The sequence below is a fragment of the Amycolatopsis sp. GM8 genome, from assembly GCF_021653975.1.
In the GTDB taxonomy this organism is placed as follows: domain Bacteria; phylum Actinomycetota; class Actinomycetes; order Mycobacteriales; family Pseudonocardiaceae; genus Amycolatopsis_E.
Map to the genome: position 1 here is coordinate 928593 of NZ_JAJKFK010000004.1, position 25184 is coordinate 953776.

The following is a 25184-nucleotide window of genomic DNA, read 5'->3' on the forward strand; positions in this document are numbered from 1 at the left end:
GTTTGCCGATGTTGTAACCCTCACGGACGTGCGTGCATGTCCCGCCCCACGACTGCTCGAGCATGTTGAGCACTTCGTACTCGGCCACGGACTGATTGATCCGCCGCTGCAGAATCTGTTGGGCACGACCACCACTGAGCATAATCGGTTCATTCGACGCAAACACCGTCACGCCCGCGTCTTCCAGTCGACGCTCGACACTCAGGGTCTCGTACATCTTGCGCGCGATCCGCGACATCGACTCGCAGATCACCACGTCAAACCGACGGTCTGACCGCGCAGCCTCAGCGAGCAGATCACCGATTCCACCATCACGAGCGATCGGGATGTCGTACCGCTCGTAATTCGACTTCCTACCCCGCTTGTCCAACTCCATACGTCCGGACTCGACATCGAAGAAGTGTGCGGCGATCACCCAGGAATCCGGCAGCGCGACCTTCGACGTTCAACGCCAACGTCACGGCACTCGCGCCGAGCAACATCCTCCGCGCAGGGCGCAACACTTCGAACGGCGCACTTGCATCGGACAAGTGGCGCGTCGCGATCAGGAGACCGACAACGGTCAGGTCAACCGCGGGAGCCACCAACGGGGCGACGTACGCAGGCACTCCCAACCTCAGTGCCAAACTCAGCACGTTCCCAAAACCAAACAGGAAGGTCAGGGCCACGACCACCATCATCAGGACCGACACGAACCGCACTACCGACCACCGCTCCCCCATCACCGGGAACCCCGCTTCGGCCGCCGCTCCATCGCCAACAGCACATCAGCTCGAATCAGCAGCACCAGGCACAGCAACCGGTGTGATAGCCGCCGGAATCTCGGCCTGGCTCGGCGCACTCTGGGTGAACATGCTCGTCACGCCCACACGTTCCCGGCGCCGGTATACGGCTCCACCCGGCCGCGAGTTCCCGTAACTCCGCGCGGATCGCGAGTGCCTGTGCCACCGACTGTGGCGTGATGAACACGAAATCCGCGAACGGGCCGCGAACCGGTGCGGCAGCGAATAACGCGACAGCGCCGCCACCAGCGGCGGACCCGACACCAAGCTCGGCACCCGCGGACACGCGTCCATCGTGCGCGATTCCCGGCGCACCGGCTCGACGTTCTCCGCAACCCATGCCTGCCACAGCTCGACCACGGCGGCGGTGAATTCGGTGACGCAGGGCGAACCGATCCTCGGCGGCTTGGAAAAGCGGTCGGGATCCACAGTGGCTTCCCGCTGTTCGGCATCGGTGACCAGCACCGGGGCCGCCCGCCCCCATGGCCGCCGGCCAACCGGTTCAGGGTGATCGTCCTGGCCGCGAGCAGATCCGGCTCACCCGCCGCCGCGATGGTCGGGAACAGTCCAATATGGTCGGTCAGCTGAGCGGCCCCGGACAGCACCACCGCGCGTCCAGGCAGCCGTGCAGCCGTCCCGCCTCCGGTGTCACCGGAAGCCGTTCCGATCGAACAGCGCGGGCGCCCCACCCGGGGTCTGCCACCACGCTCGATGAGCGCCGAGCCCGTCCAGCGACACGGCCCAATACGAGACCACCATCATCGGCTACCGGATCTGTTCGGATATCGCTCGGACAACGGCGTCCGCGGCCAGGCCCGCCCCGCCAATGGACACCAACCCGCACCCGGCTGGTCGCGCAGCAAGCCGACCTCGGTGGCGATGTCGTCGGTGGCCAGGCGCGCGGTACCCGCCACCACGCTCAGCGTGCGAGAGAACACCACCTTCGGGATCGGCCGCCCGACCCGGGCGAACTCCGACCCCGCCTTGCTGGACATGGTCTGCTCGGCGCTCTCCCAGACCAGCACGTCCTGATACAGCCGCGTCCACACAGGTACGCGACAATGTGACGGGTCTGCTCGACATGGACACCGAACTGCTCCGCATCAGGGGCGCTCCAGCCAATATCGCCACCCACCGTCGCAATCAACCCGTCCAGCCACCACTCATCGAGTAGATCACCGGCAAGATCAGGCACTCCTCAACAACTGGGCGGCGTTCGAGCAGGTCAAGGGCCTTACCGAGGTCGTCGATCATAGTAGTCACGCTGCGCGGCAGCAGACACAAGCATCGCCGCAGCACCCGCCATGCGGCATGACAGGACGTTGACCTCGGCAGGGCGGAGTCGGGGGTGTTTCCGCCGGGAGCGGAACCGCTGCCTCCGGGTTCCTGATCGGTGCCAGGATGGCCGGTATGGCGGACATTCTTCCCTTCCACCAGGACCGTACGCCCGCGCCGGATGGCGAGCCGGAGCCGTTGTGGCGTGAGGTGCTGGATCGGAGCCTGCGTGCGACCAGGGAGACGCAGGGTGGCCGCCGTGTGGACATCGCGGAGCGGGCCGGCATCTCGCCGCAGTACCTGTCGGAGATCGAACGCGGTCGCAAGGAGCCCTCCAGCGAGATGATCGCCGCGGTCGCCGGCGCGCTCGGTGTCGGCTTGCCCGACCTGCTCGCCGGCAGCGCCGCGGCACGAGTCCCGCAGTCGGGCGCCATCCCGCGGGACCCGTGCTCATGGCTGCCTGAGACCGCGGTCTCAGGTGCGGTGGTCGAGGACGTGGTCCGCGAGCCCGTAGCTGACGGCGCCCGCCGCGTCGAACACGCGGTCCCGGTCGGTGTCGTGCCGCAGGTCCGCGACCTCGCGACCGGTGTGTGCTGAGAGGATCTCCTCCAGTTGGGTCCGCACTCGCACCACCTCGTCGGCCTGGAGGATGAGGTCCGGGATGGTGCCGCGGCCCTGCGCCGCGGGTTGGTGCAGCACCACCCGGGTGTGGGGCAGCACGGCGCGGTGGCCGGCCTCGCCCGCGGCCAGCAGCACCGCACCGGCCGCGACCGCTTGGCCGACGCACGTCGTCGCCACCGGCGCCTTGATGTAGCGCATGGTGTCGTACAGCGCGAGCATCGCGGACGAGTCGCCGCCCTCGGAGTTGATGTAGAGGTTGATCTCCCGTTCCGGGCTGTCGGCCTCTAGGTGCAGCAACTGGGCGATCAACGCGTTCGCCACCCCGGAGTCGATCGCGGTGCCGAGGTAGACGATCCGCGACGACAGCAGGTGAGAGTAGACATCCATGATCCGCTCGCCGCCCGCCTCACGCGTGATGACGTTCGGGATGGTGTACGTGCTCATGCGCGAGCTCCCGCCGCCGAGCCGAGGCCCAGCCGGTGTGTGCGCACGGGCACGACCTGGCCGAGATCGTCGACGATGTGGTCGATGAAGCCGTACTCGCGTGCTTGCCCGGTGGTGAACCAGCGGTCGTGCAGCGAGTCTGCGAAGATCTTCTCGATCGGCTGGCCGGTGTCCTGCGCGATGATCCCGAGCACCGTGTCCCGGGTGTGCCGCAGGTCGTCCGCCTGCACCTCCACCTCGACCGCCGATCCGCCGATCCCCGCCGAGCCCTGGTGCATCAGGATGCGGGCATACGCGAGGGCGAAGCGCTTGCCCGGTGTGCCCGCGGACAACAGGAACTGCCCCGCACTGCACGCCAGCCCCAGCACGAGCGTCGCCACGTCGCACGGCACGAGCCGCATCACGTCGCGGATCGCCAGCATCGCCGGGACCGAGCCACCTGGCGAGTGGATCCACAACGCGATATCCCTCCCCGGATCCTCACTCGCGAGAGAGAGCAGTTGGGTGGCGAGCACTGTCCCATTGTCGTCGTCAAGCACGCCGTCGAGGACCAGTACCCGCTGACTGAAGGACCGTTCTCGGAGCCGATGGTCGAACAACGGCTGCTTCTCGTCGTTGGTCATGCCCCGACAATGCCGCCGCCCCGATGCCGTTCGCTGGTTTCTCTGCCGTGAGCAGATCAGCCCTCAGCAGACCGGGAACCTACCCCTCCACTGTGGACTTCACCGTGTTGAACTTGTCGTGCGACCGCATCGTGATCAGCCGCAGGCGAGCGGCTCATTGTTCAAGCTGATCCTCAATGTGGGATGTCATATGCCGCTTACCCGTAGTGACCTGGCTCTGCGGAATCCCACTTGCGACCGGCGAGACCACTCCTACCCGAGAAAGTCGCCAACGGCCTGTAATGAAGCACTGGAGTCAACGAAACCGGGTGTAACCTCTCGGAAAGTTGATCAGCGAAAATGGGCAGAGTCGGACGTTTCACAGTTCTGGGTCACCCAGAACTTGGATACTCTTCTTTATACCAATCGGTCAATTCTGAGTATATTTCGGAGAGGTCGGTTTTTGGATTCACCATAAGAGAGCCTACGATTGCCGACCCAATCAATATGAAATCGCCGGCCCGTATCCGATAGTCTTCAACCGAGCGGCCAAAGACAGTTCTAATCACGGCCTCAAGGTCTGCCACCGAGGCCTTCAAAATATGGGACGCGTTATCATGTGCCCGAACTGCAACGTCTTCAAAGTCATGTTCGACTGGTTGACGCCCAAGCGCGTCTTCGACTTGTCGCCACAGCAGATAGGTGACGTATCGAGTGGCCTTGTCGTCTACGGGGACTTCATGTTCCAAACGAAGGGCCGACGCGTGAAACCTCGCGATATCGCGCTCTCGGGCAGCGAGGATCATCTCGCACAATATACCCCAGTTCTGCGGCTCGATCACAGGACCAGACTCCCGGTTTGATGTCAATTCGCCACCTTTCATAGCCCATATTATACCGGTCGCCTCTTAGGGGCCAAAAAATCGTTGCAGACGGTGGATACTCGTGCAGCGACGCGCTTGATCGGCTCCTTTATCAACTGACCGAGGAAAATGACCGAAACTGCTAGTGCTCCGGCATCAACTGGGCCTCCGGTCACATGTGGCGAGGTCGCAACTTCCGCAATGTCGCTCGCGCGCCGGGTCAAGGCTTCTGTGGGCGAACTGTTGGGCTTATCTGCGTACTTGTCGGGAGAGGTTGCTTCTTCCCCGCCGCCGGTGCAGCCGGTGTCGTCGACGGTGGCTTGGGCGGGTGGGTGCCGCCGATCCATGTTTCGGGGCTGCCGGGCTGGATGAGGGGGGTGAAGGTTACGGGCGTTTCGCCAGGGTTGGGAGTGGCGATGGTGTTGCTGATGGGGGGTTGGTCGGAGGAGGGGCCGCTGGTGGGGGTCAGCAGACCCCATGCGGTGCGGTAGCGTTTGCGGTCCCCGATGCGGTGCGGCGCGACGGTGGCAGGGTCGACCGAGCGAGCAAAGGAGCTCGCATGTCAACAGCAACAGTCACAGAGGTGCACCGCGGAGGCGCCGGGCAAGGCACGGTCGCACTCGCCGCCGCGTGCATGCCGATCCTCGGATCCACGTCGATCGCGCCCCTGCAACCAACGATGGCCGCGGCGTTCCCTGACCAACCGGGCGCAGCGGTGCTTGCCAGCCTGATCCTTACCGCTCCCGCGCTGGTGATCGGCCTGACTGCGCTATCGCTGGTCGGATCATCGATCGGGTCGGGCGCAAAAGCGGGTGCTCGTGATCGCCCTCGTCCTCTATTCGCTGGTCGGTACCGCTCCACTCTGGCTACCGACCCTGCCCGCGATTCTGGTTAGCCGCATCCTCATGGGGATCGCCGAGGCGGCCATCTTCTCCTCGGCGATGGCTACCATCTCCGACCTGTTCGACGGACATCGGCGTGCAAGGGACTTCGGACTGCTGAACCTCGTGACCGGGCTGGCGGCGGTGGTGTTCATTGCGGTTTCGGGAACCCTCGGCAACGATAACTGGCGCACACCGTTCTGGCTTTATGCACTCGCTCTGCTAATCGCGATCGCCGCCGCACTCGTGCTGAAGCGGGATCCGACGCGCACGCAGCGGGTCGCACTGCCGAAGGTGGACTGGCGACGGCTCCTGGTGCCGATCATTTTCACCCTCGTCGGCGGCGCAGTCTTCTACGTGCCGTCACGATGCTGTCGTTCCGTCTCGCCGACCTGGGAGTTACCGCGACCGCAGAAATCGGGACCATCAGCGCGGTTGCCGCACTCGCGGCAGCACTCGCCTCGCTGGCGTTCCCCGCATTGCTGCGGCGGATACCGCGCGTGCTTCTCGCCCTCTCGCTGGGTCTGATGGGCCTCGGTCTACTCCTGATCGGTCTGCTGTCAGCACTCTCCTTCGTGATCGCCGGCGCGGTGATTGCGAACGCCGGCGGTGGTTTGCTGCTGTCCACGTTGCAGACCTGGATCGTGCAGGGACTGCCGTATGAGCAGCGTGGTCGCGCATCCGGCGCATCAACGGCCGGGTTGTTCGTCGGACAGTTCCTCGCGCCTCTGGCGGTCTTTGGCATCTCAGCAGGAGTTGGGCTCCGGCCGGCGATCGCGATCGCCGGTGTCGTCGGGCTGGTTTCTGCGGGCGTTGGCGCGGTGATCGGCCGCGTCCGTGCCGAAGTACCTCCAGAGCACACATGAGCTCGGCCGGCTCGTCGCCAGTTGCTCGATTCTTTCTTCGTCGAACCCGCGATGATCTTTGGGCGTCGGCACCAGTCGACTGAGGCCTGCGGCTCCATCTATTGACTTGGAGCAGACGCTGCGCATCGCGGACCGTTTGTCATGCTTGCGCTGTGGGGCGGACGACGACCTCACTGACGTCGATGCCTCGGGCTGCTGGATCGCATAGCCGATGACGGAGGCGATCGCAGACGGCGGCATGGCGATCTCGTCGCGCTGCTTGGCCATGGCCGCCGCGACCTCGATGCCCGCCCTCTTGCCAACGCCTTCTGTGTTCGTGAAACCAGGCCGGAAGATTGGCAACGCCGCCCGTCAACGGTCGAGCTACGGATGCGGGCGTACTTCGTGACCGAACGGTCGAAGGGTGCACGCCAACCGGCGCGGAGCTGGACCGGATCGCTGGCACGAACAACTATGGCCGCCGGGTGTTGCGGCGGTGGCGAGAGATCGGACATCCTCCGCCCCACGACCGGCCACAATGCAGTCTGGCCGACGTCCCGATCGCGGCCCGACCGGTGGTGCCGCGATTACGGGTGCGGCGATTCTTCTGCGACACGCGCGACTGTCCGGTGAGGACGTTCGCCGAACAGGTTGACGGGCTGTTGTGGTCCGGCGTGGCTCGCCGATCTCCTGCTCGAGCACGCGAACCCCGGCGGCCTCGTCTGTGCTCTCGCCGGGTGCGTGGCCGGGCCGCTCAGCCACAATCCTACGCGGGCGATGGCGCCGCACGGGCGATGGCGAGCGCTTGGTCGTAGAGGTCGACCAGGTCGTCGCGGCCCTGCCCGGCGATCCAGGTGCCGGTGGCCGCGTCGGAGCAGGCGAACGAGATGGCAATGACGGCGCGGGCCTCATGGTCCGAGGAAGCCCCATCGCGGCCGTTGGTGTGCACGCGGTCGCGGACCACCGGCATCAGGTCGTACTGCCACCGGATGCGTTTTTGCTCATAGCGGGCGCGTAGGGCGGGGGTGCGGAAGATGAGGGTGGCGATGACGAGGGCCTGCTCCGGGGTGTGGTTCGCCCCCACGATCTCGGCGAACCCGGTCCGCAGTGCCTCCCAGGCAGACACCTCGGCGGGCTGCTCTTCGACGGTCTTTCTGAGCAGCGCGCCCAAAGCGTCCTGCTCCCCGCAGACGAGGTCTTCCTTAGTGCCGAAGTAGCGGAAGAGGGTGCGCTGAGAGACACCGACCTCCCGGGCGATCTGCTCGGTCGTCGTCCCCTCATAACCCTGGGTGGTGAACAGCCGGATCGCGGCGTCGAAGATTTCCTGGCTGGCCATCTGCCGCGACCGCTCCCATACCGAGGAAGCGCTTCCATCCTGCCTCATGCCGCCAGCTTACCCCGCTGCCAGTGTGTACTAGTCAGCCAATTTGGCAGTCACTGACTCACTGCGCTACGCTGACTGAGTTGGATACCCCGGGGGATGGGAAGCGAGGCTCTTGTCATGGCCGCAGTCGTCTATCGAGGTCAGCTGACTCTGATCACCGGGGCCAGCTCCGGGCTGGGCGCCGAGTTCGCGCGGCAGCTGGCCCGGCGCGGGTCGGACCTCGTGCTGGTGGCCCGCCGCAAGGATCGGCTGGAGACCCTCGCAGAGGAGCTGTCCGGTAGGTACGGGATCGAGGTGCACACGGTGGCCCAGGACCTTGGTGAGGCTGGGGCCGGGACCCGGCTGGCGGCCGAACTGGAACGTCGGGGGCTGACGGTGACCAGCCTGGTCAACAACGCCGGGTTTGGCACGTTCGGCCCGTTCCACCGGGAAGATCCAGAGCGGCTGCGCCAGGAGATGGCGCTGGATGTGTTGACCGTCGTCGACATCAGCCGTGCCTTCATCAACCAATTGCGCGACCACGGCCGGGGAGTGCTGATCAACGTGGCCAGCATGGCTGGCTACCAGGGCAATCCGAACATGGCGGTGTACGGGGCGACGAAGGCGTTCGTGCTGAACCTGACCGAGGCCCTCTGGGTGGAGTCGCGCGGCAGCGGCCTGAAGGTGATCGCGCTCTCGCCCGGGGCCACGCGCACGGAATTCTTCGACGTCGTCGGCACCGACGATGCCGCGGGCGGGCGACGGCTGCAGGAGCCGAGCGATGTGGTCGCCACCGCATTGAACGCCCTGGACCGCAAGAACCCGCCGCCCGACGTCATCGCCGGTCGCGCCAACCGCATCTTGGCCGCCGCGTCCCGCCGCCTGCTGAGCCGGGCCCAGGTCGCCCGTGTCGTCGGCCGCATGACGGACCGCTGAAGCCACAGCTGGAGCGGCCGCGGTTCCTCCGCACCGAGGCCCACAACAAGCACGAAGGAAACGACAGCATGCGACAGAACGCCGGTTGGGCGGTTCACACCCCCGGGGCGCCCCTCACCCCCTGGACCTTCCAGCGCCGCGACCTACGGGACGACGACGTCGCCGTGCGGGTCGAGTACAGCGGTATCTGTGGCTCGGACCTCCACGCCGTCCGCCACGGCGATGCCGCGGCCATGCCGCTGGTCGCCGGCCACGAGATGACCGGCACCGTCACCGCGATCGGCACGTCCGTCACCCGTTTCCAGGTCGGCGACCGGGTCGCCGTCGGCAATGTGGTGGACTCGTGCGGAGCCTGCCCCGCTTGCGTCGAGCACCGTGAGAACTGGTGCTTCGCGTTCCCCACCGTCACCTATGGCGGCGTCGACCGCGTCGACGAAAGCATGACCCAGGGAGGTTTCGCGTCCGAGTACGTGGCCCGCGAGGCCTTTGTGTACCAGCTGCCGCCCGGACTCGACCCGGCCGGCGCCGCCCCGCTGCTGTGCGCCGGCGCCACCGTGTTCGCTCCGCTGCGGCACTGGAAAGCCGGCCCGGGCACGACAGTAGGCATCGCCGGGATCGGCGGTCTGGGCCACCTAGGGGTGAAGTTCGCCCACGCGCTCGGCGCTCACGTCATCGCTTTCACCACCTCCAAGGCCAAGGCCACTGAGGCACTCGCTCTGGGGGCCGACGAAGCGATCCTCTCCAGCGACCCTGTGCAGCTGGACGCGGCGAAGTGGCGCTGCGACCTGATCCTGGACACGGTGGGCGCTCCGCACGACATCAACGGCTACCTTCGGGCCCTCAAGCTCGACGGCACCTTGTGCACCGTCGGAATCCCGCCCCAGGACTGGCACGTCGAGCCCATGAGCCTGCTTTACGGCGCCAAGCGGCTGGCCGGAGGCAGCGGCGACGGTACCCGTCTGGTCCGCGACATGCTCGACTTCAGCGCCACGCACAAGATCACCGCTGAGATCGAGCTCGTCCCCGCCACCGCGATCAACTCGGCCCTCGACCGGCTCGAGCGCGGCGACGTCCGCTACCGGTTCGTCCTGGACATGGCCCGATGAGCCACGACCCCGCCGACCGCGGCCCGATCGTCCAGATCGACTCCGGAGACATCCTTGGCACCAGGAGCAAAGGTATCCAGGTCTTCAAAGGTGTCCCCTACGCCGCGCCGCCGATCGGCCCGCACCGTTTCGCCCTACCGCAACCGGTCACCCCTTGGCGCGGTGTACGCGACGCCACGACACCGGGCCCCAGCGCGCCACAGCATGTCGCGCTGTTCAAGGCTCTTGACCTTCCTCCGATCGTTGGTGACGGCTGGACGCGCGGTGACGACTACCTCACGCTGAACGTGTGGGCCCCCGACCCCGGAGCTCGGCCCGCCGAGGGCGGACGGCCGGTGATGGTCTGGGTGCACGGCGGCGCCTTCACGATCGGCACCAAGGACGCCGCCGTCTACGACGGCTCCGCGTTCGCCCGCTCCGGCGTCGTCTGCGTGGCCATGAACTACCGTCTGGGCGCGGAAGGCTTTCTGCCCGTACCCGGCGCGCCCACCAACTTGGGGCTGCGCGACATGATCGCCGCGCTGCGATGGGTACAGGCGAACGCCGCGGCGTTCGGTGGCGATCCCGGCAACGTCACCGTCTTCGGTGAATCCGCGGGCGGCATGGCTGTCTGTTGTCTCCTGGCCAGTCCGCTCACCAAGGGCCTGTTCCAGCGGGCCATCGTGCAGAGTGGGCACGGCTCAGCGGTCTACCCGATCGAGGTCGGGCGGCGCATGGTCGACAAGACCGCCTCGTACCTGAAGGTCAGTCCCGACGTCGGGGGATTCCGTTCCACCACCCCGGAGCAGACGCTTGCCGCGTTCGCCAAGGCCGGGCGCCCCGGTCGCGTCGACCGGCGCGACGAGCGGGGCCACGATCCCTTGATCGGCCTGTCCCCCAGCTGCCCCGTGTACGGCGACGATGTGCTCCCCATCCATCCCCTGGCCGCCCTGGAGCGGGGCGCGGGCAAGGAGGTGGACCTGCTCATCGGCACGACGGCGGAGGAGGCCCGATTCTGGTTCGAGGCCACCCCGCTTCGCCGGCTGCCCAGGCCGGTGGCACGGTGGCTGCTGCGCCGGGTCACCTCGAATGCCGACGCGCTCCTTGCCGCCTATGCCGCGGAATTCCACCACCTCAGCCCCGCCGACCAGTTCACGCAAGCCATCACGGACCTGACCTTCCGGTGGCCCGCACGGCAGTTCGCCGAGGCGCACCGAGGGCGCAGCCACGTCTTCGAGTTCGACTGGCGCTCGCCGGCACTCAATGGCCGCCTGGGCGCCGCGCACGGCGTCGACCTCGCGTTCACGTTCGACACCCTCACCACGGCGGCCGGGCCCAGGGGCATGCTCGGCGAGGATCCGCCCCAGGACCTCGCCGACCACATGCACGGCCTCTGGGTGCGTTATGCGACCACCGGCCTGCTGCCATGGGCGGAGTTCATCCCCGAGCGCCGCCTCGTGTACCAGCTCGCCGCCCGCACTGCGGTACACGAAGCGGTAATGCCGGTCCGCCCCTTCCTCTGATGCGAGGAAGGAGTGGAGCGCCGCGCTCCTCGTGACCCTCGGCTCATACTCGAGGTTCTCACCTCATCGACGAACGCGGTCAGTGCTGGACGGAGCGGGTGACGCGGGGATGATCGCTCGCTTCCTCGGCGTCCTGCGTCGCGGCGCAGGTGGCGAGCAACCGGATCGCCGCCGCGGAGCGCGATCCGGGTTCGGGCGCATAGGCGTAGATCCACCGTTCCCCATCCTGCAGTCGTAGCGCCTCCACCTGCATGGTGAGCTCGCCGACGACGGGATGGTGAAGCCGTTTGGGGCCACGGCAGCGCGCGTCGACCTCGTGCTCGGCCCACCAGCTACGAAACTCGGGACTGGCGACGGACAGTTCACCGATCAGGGCGTGCAACTGCTTGTCGCGTGGGTAGCGCCCCGCGGCCTCCCGGAGGACCCCGACGCTGATGCGCGCGTTCATCTCCCAATCTGTGAAGCGATCGCGCGTCGAGGGCCGCAGGAACAACCAGGGCGGGTGGTTGGCCGCCGCGGACGGCATCGGTTCGAGGCCGACCAGCAACGCCCGCCCCACGCGGTTCGTCGCGTGGACGTCGCCCCGCGAGTCGATGATCATCGCCGGGATTTCGAGACTGTCGAGCATCAGGCGCATGCCCGCATCGAGGGGTGCGAGGCGCAGATCGCCGGGTTCGGGTGCGGCGACGATCGAGCGGACGAGGTTGTGGAAGTACAACCGCTCGACCTCGGCCAGCCGCAATGCGCGGGCGATCGCGTCGAGCACCTGATCGGACGGCTGCAGGTGGCGGCCCTGCTCGAGGCGAGCGTAATAGTCCAGACTCACTCCGGCCAGCATCGCGACTTCCTCCCGTCGCAAGCCCGGAACGCGGCGCTGACCGCCGGTCTGGATACCGACGTCGGCGGACTGTACGCGCGCCCGCCGGGTGCGCAGGAACTCCCCCAGCTCACCGTTTGTCGGCCATGCTCCAACGGTACTGGCCGGGTGCGCGGCCGCGGGTAGGTCTGTGCGTCCGAGGATGCTCCGCCACTGGTCGGGCCGGTGCGCCGGACCCATAGTCGACGCATGACCACCATCACTCAGACCTTCCAGCTCGGCGGCAAGACGGTGCGGCGCATCGGGTTCGGCGCGATGCAACTCGCCGGCCCGGCGGTGTTCGGTCCGCCGAAGGACCCGGATGCGGCCCGCGCCGCACCGTCGAGCTCGGCGTCAACCACATCGACACGTCGCAGGCCTACGGTCCCGACGTCGTCAACGAACTCCTTGCCGAGGTGCTGTATCCGTGTCCGGACGACCTCGTCATCGCCACGAAGGTCGGCGGCACCCGCGACGAGAACGGCGGCTGGATCTGGGCCGCACGCCCCGAACAGCTGCGGGCGACCGTCGAGCAGGATCTGCGCACCCTGCGGCGGGACCGGATCGACCTGGTGAACATGCGTTTCGGCGTCGGGGGCCCGGCGCCGGAAGCCGTTCCACTCGCCGCGCAACTCGGTGTCCTCACCGAGCTGCGCGACGAAGGCAAGGTCGATCTCATCGGCCTCTCGACCGTTTCCGCCGACGTCGTCAAGAATGCTCTGGAGATCACGCCGATCGCCGAGGTGCAAAACGCCTACGGCATCGCGAACCGCACGGACGAACCGATCCTCGATCTGTGCCGTGAGCACGACATCGCCTACGTTCCCTATTACCCGCTCGGCTCCGCGTTCACCGGGAGCCCGCAGACGCTCGCCGCCGATCCGGCGATCGCGTCCGTGGCGGCCAAGTGCAACGTTTCGGCGTCGCAGACCGCGCTCGCCTGGCTGCTCGCCCACCACGACCGCATGCTGCTCATCCCCGGCACGAGCTCGGTCGGCCATCTCGAACAGAATCTGGCCGTCGACGGGATTCAGCTGGATGACCACAACCTCGCCACGCTCGAGGCCGTCATCCACCTTGGCGCGCCGAGCTTTTAACGACACCAGGATCCACCGCCAAGTGCCCGTTGACAGATCACGACCGCGTGGGCACGGTCTCGGGCTGGTTGGAGGCATGAGTAAACACCGTGATTGACAGCCTTCCGCAGGAATTCCGCCCCGTTGTCGTGCGCTTGCTCGCCGAACGGGACCCCGCGCTGCTGTCGGCCCTGCGACACAGGACAAGCCCACGCTGGATCAGCAGGAAGAGGTGATCGGCGTCCTGGGCGATGCTTTCACCGAGCACCTCGAACCCACCGGGCAAGGCGTGCTCATCGACAACGCACTGGGTGCAATCCTGACCCGGTGGCCGGCCCCACTTGGGAACGAGCGATGGCCCCACCTGCCCGAAGCGGATTCGTGCTCAGCCGGGCTCGGCCGATCCACTACGACGTTGGCCCAGGGTGGCCGTTGCTCGATCCTCGCCTGCTTGCCGGCGGCGATGAGCAGGTCTATGTGGAGCGCCCGCACGCGAAACGTCGACTTACGACGTTGACGGGCAACGAGCGGCGGCCAGGCTCGGCGAGAGCGTTGGGGCCAGACGTCACCCGTAGTCGACGGGGCGCGCCGGGATCAGGTGCAAAATCAGGAGCCCGGCATCCTGAGCAGCGTCACGCCCGCAGTTCTACTTCTCCAGCTTTTCGAAAGGGAATTCCTCGATTCGCATCCATTCGCCGGCCAGTTCGTCCGTGTCGATGACCCAGACGGCGTCCGGATTGCTTTCCACGAATTCACGCTCGTCTGGAGTGAGGCCCGGGTCTTGTTCTTGCCTGGGCTTGATCCTAAGACCATGCCGCTTGATTCGCTGCACGGCTTCGGCTCGGCCGGTGGCCGCTACCGCAACACGGACAACCGTGCAGACGCCGTACGGATTCGGCACCCAGAAGCTGAAGACCTTCATGGTGGTCACCTCCTCCTTCAGGCCTTGTAGTAGAAATTCCGCGCATGGATTTTTCATTATTACACCTGTACGTGTGTGCGGGTGCCGCAGTTCCTGCGGACGATAACTTTGCCTGGGCCTCGGTAGTTTTCGGCATGCCGCTTTTCCGCCCGCGTTGCCGTCGTGATTTTCCTGAACTCGCGGAAGTAGGAGAGCCCCTGGATCATGTACCGACGGCGGCGACACCGGACGCGATCCTGTCGATGATGGGGTCGCCGTTGGCGTAGTCGTAGTCGCTGGTGCCGGGGTTGTTGTCGGGGACGGCTTTCGTGATTTGAGCGCTGGGGGTTCACTCGGTGAGCAGCACACATTTGCGGAGCAGGTCGGGTTGACGCGGCCGAACATTTGGCGTTTGAGCATCGTGAGGCGGTTGACATGGCCTGCGACGATGCCGCTGTTCCAGCGGAGATCCATGCCTCCAGATCCCGGCCGCGCAGCGAGCACATCATGGTGGCGAAGGCACACACGTGGCCGGCCAGGGCTTTCAGTGGTGTGCTGGAGGCGAGGATCGTGTCTAATCGTTGCTGGTCAGCCGGGTCCATGTCGACGGGGTCGGCCATGATCCAGCTCACGACTCGGCGGACGGACGGCGGTTTGCGTGGTGGCCGAGGAATACACGCGGTCGTACGAAACTGGTTCAGGTAGTGGCGGACGAGGGTCGGGCCGCCGCGGTAGCAGCGTGCGGTGATCTCCTCGAAGAGAACGGCGGCGCTGGTGGATCCAGCGTTCGTGAGGGTAGGGCTTGAACTCGTTGAGCAGGCTGGGCCGGTCGCCGATTCCGTTGCGGGTCAACAACTCGTCCACCGTGTCGGCGCAGGCGAAGCCGCGCACAGTGCCGCACGCGAGGCCGAGTCGGCGGCAGATTTCTTTGATGGCAACGCCTTCGGCGAGCAAGGCGTGCACCGCTGCGTGACGTTCCCGCGCTCGCACCGCCCACCGATCCGTCCGGTCGCCCGGCTCGCGTTCCTCCCGCTACTCGAACGCGGCGTCCAAGGCCGCCATCACCATGCTCACGGTCCGCTACGCCCGGCTGTTGCCCGGCATCCGGATCAAGGCGGCCGAACCCGGCAGCGGCGGCATTGGGGCACTCGGGCCGCGAGGGCACCGACGCCATCATCTGCTTCGCCATCGGCGGGGACAAGAACCTCACCGGCCTGTACCGCGACCGCGACGGCGACGTCCCCTGGTGATCCGACCCGTCGATCTCTCGAACCCAATCTCGGCAAGGAGCATCATGTTTCTCATGACCGGAGCCACCGGAGCAGCCAGGGCTCCGGCTTCCTCCCGTCTGGGAGCCAAGTCCTTTTTCTCGTATTCCATTGTCCGCCTGGCCAGCAACGCCCCGCAGACGCGCGTACGGTTCCGACGCAGCGCCGTGGGATGAGCGTCCAGCGCAGTCGGCGCACACCCCGTCACACATCGGTCGTCCCGGTCACTGCCGAAATCACCGGGCCGCCAGAAGACTCTGGGTGTACGGGTGCTCCGGCGCGGAAATCATGCTCGACGTGGCACCGAGTTCGACAACCTCTCCCCTGTGCATGACCACGAGTTCGTCGCAGAGTCCCGCTGCCAGGCTCAGATCGTGTGTGACGAAGAGGATGGAGAGGCCGAGATCCGTGACCAGGCCTTGGATGACCGTGACTACCTCCGCCTGGGTCGTGACATCGAGCGCGGATGTGCACTCGTCCGCAATGAGCATCGAAGGACCCGGGATGAGAGCCAACGCGATGGCGATGCGCTGAGCCATGCCCCCAGACAGCTCGTGAGGGTACGACCTCATGACCCGTTGGATGTCCGATGGCAAGAACCCCAGGCGCTCGAGCAGATCCGCGTGCCCAGCCACCCCGATGCTCGCGGTGCGGTCACGGTGTTGTCGTGCCACCTCGCGCATCTGGCGATCGATCCGGATCAGCGGATCAAGCGACGCCTTCGCCTCCTGCATGATCAAGCCGACCTTCGCACCGCGTATCCGTGCGAAGTCCCGCGCCGTCGCGAGAGGTTCGCCCTCGAGAGTCATCCCGCCACCGGAGACGCGGACGTTGCTCTCGAGCAGACCGATGATGGATCGGGCCAGGGTCGTCTTTCCGCTTCCCGATTCTCCGATGACCCCGATGATGCGCGCGCGGGGAATGTTCAAGGAGACGCCGGCAATCAAGTCGGTGTCGACTCCGGCGACCGATGCCGTCACCTTCAGGTCTTCGATCTTGAGCAGCAGATCGCCCGCGGTCATCGTTTCCTCCTCGGATCCATCTCGGTCGCCAGCGCGTCACCGAGCAGGCTCACGTTCAGCACGACCAGCGCGATCGCCAAGCCGGGTATCACCGCGACCCACCAGGCCGACGTCAGCAGATCCTTGCCGTCGGCGAGCATCTGCCCCCAGCTGATATCGGGTGGTGTCACCCCGAAGCCGAGGAAGCTGACGGCACTCTCGGCCAGCACGATCGTGCCGGTCTGCAACGTCGCCACAACGACGACGATGCCGAAGACGTTCGGCAACACATGCCGCAAGGCGATACGACGCTCTCGAAGTCCCGCCGCCCGAAGCCCCATCACGAAAGGCCGCTCCCGCAACGATCCGACCTCGGCGCGGACCACTCGCGCATACTGCGGCCAGCTTGCGAGGGCGAAGACGAACACCAGCACCGAGACCGAGTTGCCACGAGAAGCGACGACGGCCATCGCGAGCAGCAGAGCGGGGATGGCGAGCTGGGCGTCGGCCAGCCGGCTGATCACCCGGTCGACGGGTCCTCCGGCATAGCCGGCCAGCAGCCCCAAGAGCGTGCCGGGAACGAGGCCCGCCACCATGGAGGCACCCGCGATCGCGAAGGTCAGACGTGCGCCGAGAATCAGACGCGCCAGCACATCGCGTCCCAGTTGATCGCTGCCCAGGGGATGTGACCAGCTACCCCCGGCCCAAACCGGAGGTTGGAGGACAGCGTTCAAATCCTGGACGCGGGCCCCGTCCAGGGGCAGCAGGGGTGCGAGCACCGCGACGCCGACCAGCAGCACCAGCGGAAGGCTCAGCCAGATCAGCGGCGCTGACGGTAGCCTCAGTCGTCCCCGTCGGGCCGCAGTGGCGGCATCGATTGCCATCATGACCTCCTAATCCGTGGATCAATCCAGGCGCACAACAGATCCACACCCGAGTTGATGACAACGAAGGCCGACGCGCCGCAGATCACGAGCGTTTCGACCAGCGGCAGGTCACGGGCCTGCACGGCCTGAATCGCCAAGGTTCCCACGCCCGGCCAGGCGAAGACGGCTTCGACCGTGACGGCTCCGGCCAGCAGCAGGCCGGCCTGGAGACCGACGACGGTGACGATGGCCAGTGACGAATTGCGAAGTGCGTGATTGACCAGCACCGATCGTGGGCTGAGCCCCCGTGCCCTCGAGGCGACGACGTACGGCGCGTTCAACGAGGTCATCATGCTGGCTCGGGTGATGCGAGCGATCTGGGCGAGCGGCAACGTCGCGAGTGCCATGGCCGGCAGGACGAGCGACCAAAGCGAGGTGAACTGTCCGACCGGGAACCAGCCGAGACGGACGGCGAACACCAGGACCATGACCAGTCCCAGCCAGTACACCGGAATCGACTGTCCCAGGACAGCGATACCGGACGTCACCCGGTCGATGAGCCGCCCGGCATGCAGAGCCGCCAGCATTCCCAGCGGAATCCCGATCAGCGCCGCAAGGAAGAGCGCCGTGCCGGTGAGGAGGGCGGTCGCCCCGATGCGATCGCCGATCATCGACAGGTTCGACTGCCCGAATCGCAACGAATCGCCGAAGTCTCCCCGTACCCACCGTCCCACCGACTCGACGTACTGGACGGGTAGCGGACGGTCGAGCCCCAGGTTGGCGCGGACCGCGTCCAGCGCCTCGGGAGTCGCACTGTCGCCGAGGATCTGCACGGCGGGATCTCCCGACGCGTGAACGAGGAAGAAGGCCACCGTCGCCGACAACCACAGCGTTGCGATCCCCTGAAGGATTCGAGATAGGAAAACCATCGTCAGGCCTTCTGACTTTCGGTGCTCGTCAGGCGTCCGTGAGCCGCCGCCAAGAGCCGATTCGTGTAGGGGTGTCCGGGGTTCGCGAAGATGTCGCCCGGGCTGCCGGACTCGACGAAAGAGCCGCGGAGCATCACATGCACCTGCTGCGCGATCGTCGGCACGATCGCCAGGTCGTGGGTCACGAGCAGGATGGCGATCGAATAACGCGCCTGGAGCTCGGCGAGCAGATCGACGATCTTGCGCCGCACAGTCATGTCGAGGGCGGAGGTCGGCTCGTCGGCGATCAGCACAGCGGGCCTCAATAGCAACGCCCGCGCGATGTAGACACGCTGCGCCTGCCCGCCGCTGAGCTGGTGCGGACGGCGGGCCAGCAGTTCAGCCGTCAAGCCCACCAAGGACAGCAGATCCTCGTCGGCGATCCAGTCCGTACGAGGTTCGTGAATGCGCCGCAACTCGGCCAGACCCGCCTGAACGGTCTGCCGCGGATCCAACGCGGACTTGGCATCCTGGAAGATCACCTGAATGTCGGCCCGCTGATCCAACGTCAGCCGGGCGCCGAGAACTTCGCCTTTGAGCGTGACAACACCCTCCGACGGCATCGCCAACCGGGCCGCCACCATCGCCAGCGACGTCTTGCCCGAGCCGGACTCGCCGACGACCGCGGTCGTCTGACCCGCCATGAGACGGATGTCCGCACGCTCGACCGCGACCAACTCCCGTCGCCGCGAGCGATGCACGACCCGGACACCGACGGCGCTGAGTACTTCGTCTGACATCGCTTACCTTTCGCGTCGGTGACGCCCGGGAGTCATGACCGGGCGTCACCGACAGATCGATTCAGCCCACGGACACCTGGGTGTAGTCCGGCACGAGGTTGAGCGGAACCTGCCAGCCCTTCACTCGTGTGCTCAGCCCGTACGTCCCGTCGTAGCGGATCAGCGGAACATCGCATACGTCGTCGGTGAAGACCCGATGGTCCAGGTCACTGAACACGCGATCCTGCTCGGCCGGCGAGGTGGCTGCCAGCCCCTTCTCCCGAGCCTCCAGGTATTCGGGATTCGAGCAGTTCTGAGTGACGCCCTTGGGGCTGAGCATGCCGAGCGACGGCACGTCGACCGATCGGTAGATGTTCAGCAACGGGCCGATGTAGATCTCCATGCCCTTGGCCACCTGCTGTTCGCGGTACTTCGCGTAGTCCAACGGATTCGTGCGCACCTGGATACCTGCCTTCTCGAGCATGCCGGCGACGGCCTCTCCCAGTTGTGCGTCCTTGGGTGCACGGTTGGTCGTGTAGCTCAGCGTGATCTCGGGCGTCCCACCGAGCTGAGCCACCAGACGCTTGGCCTCCGCGGGGTCGTAGGCCGGCGGCTCGGGGTTGTAGGACTTGGGGTCGTTGAGCAGGTCCTTGAACAGCGAGTCCAGCCTGTCGGCCCCACCGTTGGGGAACAGTGCCTTGACGATGGCCTGCTTGTCGATCGCGTGGGCGACCGCTTGCCGCAGCACGACATTGTCGAACGGCGGCTTGTCGGTCATCATCACCAAGATCATGAAACTGTCGATCGGAGACGATTCGATGGTCGTGCCGCTGCCCGATTTCGATTTGAGCGTGGCCGCGGCTTCGGGCGTCAGGTCCAAGGCGACGTCAGCCTGCCCTGTCGCCACATACGACGCCCGCGTCGAGGGATCGGCGGCCCAGGAGAAGTCGATGCCGGCCAGCAATGGCTTCCCACCCCACCAGCTGTCGTTCCGCTCGAGTTTCAGGCTGGACCCCGGTGTGTAGCTGAGCACCTTGTACGGTCCGGTCCCGACAGGGGCCCGGGAGAAGGCCTTGCCCGCCGATGCGTACTGCTGGGGCGGGATCGCGTAGATCATCGTCAACAGCTTCGGCAGATCGTTGTAGACGAGCTTCGTCTCAACCACGAGATCCGCGCCCTGGGTCTTGGCGTTCGCGATGTTGCCGCACCATGCGCCGACGATCGCCGCAGGATCGGTCCTGCACTGGTCGATGGCGAACGCCGCCGCTGTGGCGTCGAACTTCTCGCCGTTCGTGAAGGAAACACCCTGGCGAACGGTAAACGTCCAATCCTTTCCCTGTTGCTGCCAGCCCGTCAGTAGCCCGTCCTTGGTCACCTGCCCCGTGGCGGGATCGTTCTTGACCAGGGAGTCGAAGATCGGCCCCCAGACGCGGGCATCACTCGACGAGGACTGCACCGGGTTCATGCTCGGTGGTTCCGCCGCGGCGACGACCCTGAGGGTGGAGCCCTGCTGTTGGCCGGCCCCGCCGTTTACCGAACATCCCGTGAGGGCCACCACAGCGATCGCCCCGACGGCCAACCAGCGTCGCCGGGCGCCCGGAATTCTGAGACGCGCGATCATGGTCAAACTCCTCCTTGTGTCGTCACCAGACCTGATCTGCCCCCGAGCCTTCTTGCCGCGGTCGCGGCACCCCGTTGGTTGACTACGTCGACGTCCACGCCATAGACGCTGGTGGCCACCTCGACGGAGACGAATCCGTCCAGCACGTCGTCGACGACCCGCTCGATCGGACGGTCCAGCGGATCGCCGTGACCACCACCGCCACTCGTCGAGACCGAGACGATGTCGCCCTTGCGCAGCTGATAGCCCTGGCACAGCGGATGGAGCCGTACTTCTTCGGGCGTCCCGGCGTTGACGACGACGCTTCCGCCTTCGCCGGATCGGCCGCCGTCCACGCCCCACGCCGGATGTTGCACGCCTCCCACTCGGCTGGTCAGTTGCAGACCGTCGGCCAGGACCCGGACCGTGCGCGTCACGCCCAACCCGCCCCGGTGGCGTCCCGCTCCGCCGGAGTCGATGCGCAGGCGATACTGCAGCACCTCGATCGGTGCGGTCTTCTCGATGAACTCGACGGGAATGTTCTTCTGGGAGACGTAGTAGATGCAGTCGTAGCCGTCCGCGTCCGACCGGGCGCCCCATCCGGTCCCCAGACCGTCGACGAAGCGGACCGTCGAGCCGGACTTCGCATCAACGCCGCTGATGTCGTAGACCACGTACGGCGGGGTCGCCGCGGGAGAGGACTGGTTGGTGGCCTGTGCCAGCGCGCCGAGCAGCGCGTTGGTCGCACCGATCGTCAGTATTCCCCGCTGCCCCAGCGGGGCAGGACTCCTCGGCGCCAGCAGGCTACCCTCGCGCAACATCACGTCGCTGAAGGCGCGCATCGTGCCGCCGTTGATCCCCACCGAGCCGTCCAGCCGCGAGTAGAACATCGCCAGGTTCATCGCGAACACCGTGGGCGTGGCAATGAAGTTGATCGGATAGATCGACTGGTCGTCGGTCTTCGTAGCGTCAAGGACCAGGCTGTCGCCGGATCGCCTGAGCGACAGCGTCACGTGGACGGGGTCCATATCGTCCGCCGGTGCGTCGATCCACTGGACGAACTCGTACTCGCCCTCGGGGATGCCACCGACTGCCTGCCGCATCAGTTCCTCGCCTTGGGCGAAGGAACGATCGATCGCCGAGCGGCTTCGCGCCACACCGAAGGCCTCGAAGAGCTCCCGGACCCGGCGTGCACCCAGCTGACAGCCCGACAACAGCGCCTGCAGATCGCCTCGAAGGTAGTCCGGGAAGCGGCTGTTGGTCGCCATGATGCGCAGGATGTCCTCCTGAGCGACGCCGGCCCGCGCCAACTTGAGCGGAGGGATCCGGGTTCCTTCTTGGTAGACGTCGCGTGCCGCGGGCGAGCTGGAGCCGACGAATCCTCCGCCGATGTCCCACAGGTGACCGAACACCTGCGAGAACGCGACGACTTCCTCGTCGATCAGCACCGGCGCGATCATCACGAAATCGGGCGAATGCGAGATGCCGCCGTGTGAGGAATAGGGATCGTTGTAGGCGAAGACGTCGCCGTCGCGCATATCGGACAGTGGAAACTGTTCGAGTATCACATTCACCGCGGTCGCGCCGAGCGGCATGTTGGTTCCGGTGATCAGCTCGCCCGCGGCGGTGAAGAAGGCGACGAAGTAGTCCTTCTTCTCGCGGATGATGGGAGAGCGTGCGGTGCGCTCGATGACCAGTTCGACCTCACGTCGCGCCCCGGCCACGCGCCCCTTGAACAGCTCGAAGTCCGCGATTGCCAGTTCGGTCATCAGCGGCCTCCTACCTTGTGGAGAAAGTCGCGTAGCGCGGCGCGGTACGTGTTCCACGACTGCTCATGCGTGCGGATCGCGTGAGGTGACTCCTCCAGCAGCACGAGCTCGGCATTGGGGAGCCGGTCGTGCTGCTGGACGCCGAGATCCCGACCCGTCACAAGGTCGTGCACCGTCGACTGGACGACCAGGCTGGGGGCCGTGATGCTCGGCAGCAGGTCACGTGTGTCGTGAGTCCGTGACGCCGAGATGAGCGCCAGATGGCCCTCCTTGTTGTCGCGGATATCGGTCCAGCCGCCCCTGTCGCCTGTGAGCTCGTCCACGTGGGTGTTGAAGTAGTCCGGCCGGTGTGAGAGCAGGGCGGCGTTGAGCTGGTACTGCGCGAAGGAACGCTCTCGAAGCTCCATCGCGAACGCGAAGCTGTGGTCCATCCACGGGTCCGCGTAGTGCCAGGCCTGGCTGAAGACCGCCGCCTTCGTCCGCTCGGGGTTCTTCGCGGCGAAGATTTGGGCGATGCAGCCACCCAGGCCGCCTCGGCCGAAGACGACGGCGTCGGCGATTCCCAGGTGATCGGCCAGCTTGACCAGATCGTCCGCGTAGCGTTCGGTCGACGGCTCGACGGACAGACCGCCGCGCGACCTGCCGATGCCGCGGTGGTCGTAGACCACGAGGCTGAAGTGCTCGCTGAGCTCCTCCGGATACATGGCGACCCGGTGACCGGTGCCCGTGCCCCAGCCGGTCGAGCACAGGACGGGCGGGCCGGAGCCGATGACTTCGTAATACAAGTCGAAGTCGTCGATAGTCGCGTAGGGCATCAGATGTTGTCCTTCTCGATGATGAGGTTGTCGGCGGAATCGACCTGGCACGACCAGTCCGGCGGCACGTAGACGGTGCAGTCCTCCTGAAGCACCAGTGCCGGGCTCGAATACGACCAGCCGGGGGCGAGGTCCTTGCGGTCGAACACCGCGAAACTGCGGGCGACCCCGCCGGAAACGACTTGTGTCTGTGGTGCGGCGACACCTGCCGCGGTTCGCACCAGGCGACGAGGCCGAGTCACCTGACTCGGGTCGACGGCCGAGTAATGCACAGCGACCAGCTCGACTGGCGCGTCCGGAACGCTGAACCCGTTGATTTGGCGATGGACTTCGTGAAACTGCTCGAAGATGGCGGCCGGAGGGGTGCTGGGCACCATTGCTCCCGCGAGTTGGACGGCGAGCTCGTGGCCTTGGCCGACGTAGCGCATGTGAAGCGAGACGACGTCTTCGGGACCACCGGCGGCCAGCCCCGCCTGGTCACCCCGGCGTGCCAGCGCCTTGTCGCGCGCGCGATCGACCGCCGTACACACCGCGGCGTGGTCCCAGTCGTGCGAACGCATCAGCATCGTCTCGCTGAAGTCGCTCTTGGCCGGCGCTGCGAGCAGCCCTACCGCAGCCAGGACGCCGGGCGAAGGCGGCACCAGCACCCGGGACATCCCCAGGCTCTCGGCCAGTTCAGCCGCGTGCAGGGCACCACCGCCGCCGCCGGCGATGATGGCGTAGTCCCGTGGATCGAGGCCGCGCTCGACCGAAACGGACCTCATCGCGGTGGACATGTTCAGGTTGACGATCTGGATGATCGCTTCGGCGGCCTCGATGACGTCCACGCCCAGGGGACGCGCGACGTGGTGCTCGATCGCCTCGGTTGCGGCATCTCGGTCCAGTGATAGCCGCCCACCGGCGACAGAGGCGGGAATCCGTCCGAGGACGACCTGGGCGTCGGTCACCGTCGGCCGGACTCCGCCACGCCCGTAGCACGCCGGGCCGGGAACGGCTCCGGCGCTTTGAGGGCCGACGGTCAGGCTCCCGGTGAGGCTGACCGAGGCGATGGATCCTCCCCCGGCGCCGATTGTCGTGATGTCCAAGATAGGAACACCGACGGGCCAGGCGCCGATGCTGGCTTCGGTGGTCGTGGCCACCGATCCGCCGGTCGCTACCGCGATGTCGGCGCTCGTCCCGCCGATATCGATCGAGATCGTGTTGTCCCAGCCGGTGGCGCGGGCCGCATCCGAGGCGCCACTGACCGCAGCGGCCGGACCGGAGAGCGCCATCCGCAGGGCCTGCGTCTCAGCAGCCGCCCGAGCGATGACGCCCCCATTGGACTGCATGTAGGTGATGGGGCATTCGAATCCGGCTTCACCGAGCCTTGCCTCCAATTTGCCCAAGTACCCCTGTACGAGCGGTTTGACATAGGCGTTCAGTACGGTCGCCATTGCTCGCTCGTACTCTCCGTAGAGGGCGACGATCTCGTGAGAGCACGAGACCGGCAGGTCGGGGCGAGCGCGGCCGATCGCCTCTTTGAGCAGAAGCTCGTTTGCCGGCGAGAGGTAGGAATTGATCAGGCAGATCGCGACGCTCTCGGGCTGACGTGACTCGATCGCCGACAGCATGGCGGCGATGGCCTCCGTGGTCGGCGGTTGCCTATCGCCGCCGACGAAGGTTCGCTCCGGCACCTCGATGACGTCACGGGGTCTCACGGGCCTGGTCGGCTTGACCCACGAGTAGACATTCGCGTCGCGAGGCATGTCGTGACGTCCGATCTCGAGAACGTGGCCGAAGCCGGTACTCGTGATCAGGCAGGTTTTCGCTCCACCTGATTCCAGGATCGCGTTGGTGGCGATCGTGGTCCCGTGGCGAATCACTGCCGCGTCTTGCGCCCGGATGCCGGGGAGCTCGATGATTTCGGCGATCCCGCGAACGATCCCGGACTCGATACTGGCCGGCTCGGTGGGCACCTTGTGTATCCACCAGGAACCCGACTCCTGATCGAGGAGCGCTACGTCGGTGAACGTGCCTCCCACGTCGACGCCGAGGGCGTACGGTCGATGCCGACGAGCAGAGGATTCCATGCGTGACATCTCCATTCGGGTGGGGTTGGCGACGGCCACACGATAGCTCATTTCAT

At 66.4% G+C, this 25184-nt stretch carries 22 protein-coding genes and 4 pseudogenes; 7 read left to right on the forward strand and 19 right to left on the reverse strand.

The window, feature by feature from the left end; genetic code table 11:
* Nucleotides 1-109: 109 nt before the first annotated feature.
* The 4 genes and pseudogenes from LOZ83_RS40815 to LOZ83_RS23035 form a co-directional block, all read right to left on the reverse strand.
* Nucleotides 110-376, reverse strand: a pseudogene (locus LOZ83_RS40815) (recombinase family protein); the annotation flags it as partial.
* A 64-nt stretch (nucleotides 377-440) separates the two neighbouring features.
* A pseudogene (locus LOZ83_RS23025) lies at nucleotides 441-722 on the reverse strand (hypothetical protein); the annotation flags it as partial.
* Between the two features lie 45 nt (nucleotides 723-767).
* The gene (locus LOZ83_RS23030) at nucleotides 768-1247 is read right to left on the reverse strand and encodes a hypothetical protein (protein WP_236793336.1); all 480 of its coding nucleotides are present in this window, start codon (nucleotides 1245-1247) and stop codon (nucleotides 768-770) included.
* Between the two features lie 293 nt (nucleotides 1248-1540).
* Nucleotides 1541-1831, reverse strand: coding sequence for a hypothetical protein (locus tag LOZ83_RS23035; RefSeq protein ID WP_236793338.1), 291 nt, complete (start codon nucleotides 1829-1831; stop codon nucleotides 1541-1543).
* A 361-nt stretch (nucleotides 1832-2192) separates the two neighbouring features.
* Between LOZ83_RS23035 and LOZ83_RS23040 the strand changes: the two are divergent.
* Nucleotides 2193-2521, forward strand: a pseudogene (locus tag LOZ83_RS23040) (helix-turn-helix domain-containing protein).
* Nucleotides 2522-2531: 10 nt separating this feature from the next.
* Here the strand turns inward: LOZ83_RS23040 and LOZ83_RS23045 are convergent.
* The 3 genes from LOZ83_RS23045 to LOZ83_RS23055 all read right to left on the reverse strand — a co-directional run bounded on the left by LOZ83_RS23045 (nucleotide 2532) and on the right by LOZ83_RS23055 (nucleotide 4608).
* Complete coding sequence (locus tag LOZ83_RS23045) at nucleotides 2532-3122, reverse strand: ClpP family protease (RefSeq protein ID WP_236793340.1); 591 nt, start codon at nucleotides 3120-3122, stop codon at nucleotides 2532-2534.
* The gene (locus LOZ83_RS23050; protein ID WP_236793342.1) at nucleotides 3119-3745 is read right to left on the reverse strand and encodes a ClpP family protease; all 627 of its coding nucleotides are present in this window, start codon (nucleotides 3743-3745) and stop codon (nucleotides 3119-3121) included. Before LOZ83_RS23050 ends, LOZ83_RS23045 begins: the two co-directional genes overlap by 4 nt.
* Before the next feature lie 371 nt (nucleotides 3746-4116).
* Nucleotides 4117-4608 carry a hypothetical protein gene (locus LOZ83_RS23055; RefSeq protein WP_236793344.1) on the reverse strand — a complete coding sequence of 164 codons (492 nt, stop codon included), beginning with the start codon at nucleotides 4606-4608 and terminating at the stop codon, nucleotides 4117-4119.
* Nucleotides 4609-5351: 743 nt separating this feature from the next.
* On the opposite strand from LOZ83_RS23055, the gene LOZ83_RS39940 reads away from it, so the two are divergent.
* A complete protein-coding gene (locus LOZ83_RS39940; RefSeq protein ID WP_308190282.1) occupies nucleotides 5352-5996 on the forward strand; it encodes an MFS transporter in 645 nt (214 codons plus the stop codon).
* Complete coding sequence (locus tag LOZ83_RS23065) at nucleotides 5894-6334, forward strand: MFS transporter (protein WP_236793552.1); 441 nt, start codon at nucleotides 5894-5896, stop codon at nucleotides 6332-6334. The genes LOZ83_RS39940 and LOZ83_RS23065 overlap by 103 nt, the downstream gene beginning before the upstream one ends.
* 745 nt (nucleotides 6335-7079) lie before the next feature.
* On the opposite strand, the gene LOZ83_RS23070 is transcribed toward LOZ83_RS23065, so the two are convergent.
* Entirely contained in the window at nucleotides 7080-7649 is a 570-nt protein-coding gene (locus LOZ83_RS23070; RefSeq protein ID WP_236793348.1) for a TetR/AcrR family transcriptional regulator, read from the reverse strand.
* Between the two features lie 165 nt (nucleotides 7650-7814).
* Between LOZ83_RS23070 and LOZ83_RS23075 the strand changes: the two genes are divergently transcribed.
* The 3 genes from LOZ83_RS23075 (at nucleotide 7815) to LOZ83_RS23085 (ending at nucleotide 11220) form a co-directional block, all read left to right on the forward strand.
* Entirely contained in the window at nucleotides 7815-8612 is a 798-nt protein-coding gene (locus LOZ83_RS23075; protein WP_236793350.1) for an SDR family oxidoreductase, read from the forward strand.
* A gap of 68 nt (nucleotides 8613-8680) precedes the next feature.
* Nucleotides 8681-9718, forward strand: coding sequence for an NAD(P)-dependent alcohol dehydrogenase (locus LOZ83_RS23080; protein WP_236793352.1), 1038 nt, complete (start codon nucleotides 8681-8683; stop codon nucleotides 9716-9718).
* On the forward strand, nucleotides 9715-11220 hold the full coding sequence (locus tag LOZ83_RS23085) for a carboxylesterase/lipase family protein (protein WP_236793354.1): 1506 nt from the start codon (nucleotides 9715-9717) through the stop codon (nucleotides 11218-11220). The genes LOZ83_RS23080 and LOZ83_RS23085 overlap by 4 nt, the downstream gene beginning before the upstream one ends.
* A 79-nt stretch (nucleotides 11221-11299) precedes the next feature.
* On the opposite strand, the gene LOZ83_RS23090 is transcribed toward LOZ83_RS23085, so the two are convergent.
* Entirely contained in the window at nucleotides 11300-12277 is a 978-nt protein-coding gene (locus LOZ83_RS23090; protein ID WP_236793356.1) for a helix-turn-helix transcriptional regulator, read from the reverse strand.
* 161 nt (nucleotides 12278-12438) lie between these two features.
* On the opposite strand from LOZ83_RS23090, the gene LOZ83_RS23095 reads away from it, so the two are divergent.
* The gene (locus LOZ83_RS23095; RefSeq protein WP_308190283.1) at nucleotides 12439-13173 is read left to right on the forward strand and encodes an aldo/keto reductase; all 735 of its coding nucleotides are present in this window, start codon (nucleotides 12439-12441) and stop codon (nucleotides 13171-13173) included.
* A 625-nt stretch (nucleotides 13174-13798) separates the two neighbouring features.
* On the opposite strand, the gene LOZ83_RS23100 is transcribed toward LOZ83_RS23095, so the two are convergent.
* The 10 genes and pseudogenes from LOZ83_RS23100 to LOZ83_RS23140 form a co-directional block, all read right to left on the reverse strand.
* A complete protein-coding gene (locus LOZ83_RS23100; protein WP_236793358.1) occupies nucleotides 13799-14083 on the reverse strand; it encodes a hypothetical protein in 285 nt (94 codons plus the stop codon).
* 1474 nt (nucleotides 14084-15557) lie between these two features.
* Nucleotides 15558-16343: an ABC transporter ATP-binding protein gene (locus LOZ83_RS23105; RefSeq protein WP_236793361.1), complete on the reverse strand. Its 786-nt coding sequence runs from the start codon at nucleotides 16341-16343 to the stop codon at nucleotides 15558-15560.
* Nucleotides 16340-17209, reverse strand: a complete 870-nt coding sequence (locus LOZ83_RS23110; protein WP_236793363.1) for an ABC transporter permease — start codon at nucleotides 17207-17209, stop codon at nucleotides 16340-16342. The genes LOZ83_RS23105 and LOZ83_RS23110 overlap by 4 nt, the downstream gene beginning before the upstream one ends.
* Entirely contained in the window at nucleotides 17206-17886 is a 681-nt protein-coding gene (locus LOZ83_RS23115; RefSeq protein WP_236793364.1) for an ABC transporter permease, read from the reverse strand. Before LOZ83_RS23115 ends, LOZ83_RS23110 begins: the two co-directional genes overlap by 4 nt.
* 39 nt (nucleotides 17887-17925) lie before the next feature.
* Nucleotides 17926-18117, reverse strand: a pseudogene (locus LOZ83_RS40820) (ABC transporter permease); the annotation flags it as partial.
* A gap of 2 nt (nucleotides 18118-18119) precedes the next feature.
* Nucleotides 18120-18833 carry an ATP-binding cassette domain-containing protein gene (locus LOZ83_RS23120; protein WP_236793366.1) on the reverse strand — a complete coding sequence of 238 codons (714 nt, stop codon included), beginning with the start codon at nucleotides 18831-18833 and terminating at the stop codon, nucleotides 18120-18122.
* A gap of 124 nt (nucleotides 18834-18957) precedes the next feature.
* Nucleotides 18958-20496, reverse strand: a complete 1539-nt coding sequence (locus tag LOZ83_RS23125; RefSeq protein WP_236793368.1) for an ABC transporter substrate-binding protein — start codon at nucleotides 20494-20496, stop codon at nucleotides 18958-18960.
* A gap of 2 nt (nucleotides 20497-20498) precedes the next feature.
* Nucleotides 20499-22244, reverse strand: a complete 1746-nt coding sequence (locus LOZ83_RS23130; RefSeq protein ID WP_236793371.1) for a hydantoinase B/oxoprolinase family protein — start codon at nucleotides 22242-22244, stop codon at nucleotides 20499-20501.
* Nucleotides 22244-23059 carry an alpha/beta fold hydrolase gene (locus tag LOZ83_RS23135; RefSeq protein WP_236793375.1) on the reverse strand — a complete coding sequence of 272 codons (816 nt, stop codon included), beginning with the start codon at nucleotides 23057-23059 and terminating at the stop codon, nucleotides 22244-22246. Before LOZ83_RS23135 ends, LOZ83_RS23130 begins: the two co-directional genes overlap by 1 nt.
* Complete coding sequence (locus LOZ83_RS23140) at nucleotides 23059-25179, reverse strand: hydantoinase/oxoprolinase family protein (protein ID WP_236793377.1); 2121 nt, start codon at nucleotides 25177-25179, stop codon at nucleotides 23059-23061. The genes LOZ83_RS23135 and LOZ83_RS23140 overlap by 1 nt, the downstream gene beginning before the upstream one ends.
* Between the last annotated feature and the right edge of the window lie 5 nt (nucleotides 25180-25184).

Coding starts and splice junctions, on each gene's coding strand:
- LOZ83_RS23070 (WP_236793348.1), bottom strand. CDS start 7,649: ATGGCCAGCCAGGAAATCTTCGACGCCGCGATCCGGCTGTTCACCACC.
- LOZ83_RS23075 (WP_236793350.1), top strand. CDS start 7,815: ATGGCCGCAGTCGTCTATCGAGGTCAGCTGACTCTGATCACCGGGGCC.
- LOZ83_RS23050 (WP_236793342.1), bottom strand. CDS start 3,745: ATGACCAACGACGAGAAGCAGCCGTTGTTCGACCATCGGCTCCGAGAA.
- LOZ83_RS23085 (WP_236793354.1), top strand. CDS start 9,715: ATGAGCCACGACCCCGCCGACCGCGGCCCGATCGTCCAGATCGACTCC.
- LOZ83_RS23090 (WP_236793356.1), bottom strand. CDS start 12,277: ATGGGTCCGGCGCACCGGCCCGACCAGTGGCGGAGCATCCTCGGACGC.
- LOZ83_RS23110 (WP_236793363.1), bottom strand. CDS start 17,209: ATGATGGCAATCGATGCCGCCACTGCGGCCCGACGGGGACGACTGAGG.
- LOZ83_RS23130 (WP_236793371.1), bottom strand. CDS start 22,244: ATGACCGAACTGGCAATCGCGGACTTCGAGCTGTTCAAGGGGCGCGTG.
- LOZ83_RS23135 (WP_236793375.1), bottom strand. CDS start 23,059: ATGCCCTACGCGACTATCGACGACTTCGACTTGTATTACGAAGTCATC.
- LOZ83_RS23140 (WP_236793377.1), bottom strand. CDS start 25,179: ATGAGCTATCGTGTGGCCGTCGCCAACCCCACCCGAATGGAGATGTCA.
- LOZ83_RS23105 (WP_236793361.1), bottom strand. CDS start 16,343: ATGACCGCGGGCGATCTGCTGCTCAAGATCGAAGACCTGAAGGTGACG.
- LOZ83_RS23080 (WP_236793352.1), top strand. CDS start 8,681: ATGCGACAGAACGCCGGTTGGGCGGTTCACACCCCCGGGGCGCCCCTC.
- LOZ83_RS23055 (WP_236793344.1), bottom strand. CDS start 4,608: ATGAAAGGTGGCGAATTGACATCAAACCGGGAGTCTGGTCCTGTGATC.
- LOZ83_RS23045 (WP_236793340.1), bottom strand. CDS start 3,122: ATGAGCACGTACACCATCCCGAACGTCATCACGCGTGAGGCGGGCGGC.
- LOZ83_RS23125 (WP_236793368.1), bottom strand. CDS start 20,496: ATGATCGCGCGTCTCAGAATTCCGGGCGCCCGGCGACGCTGGTTGGCC.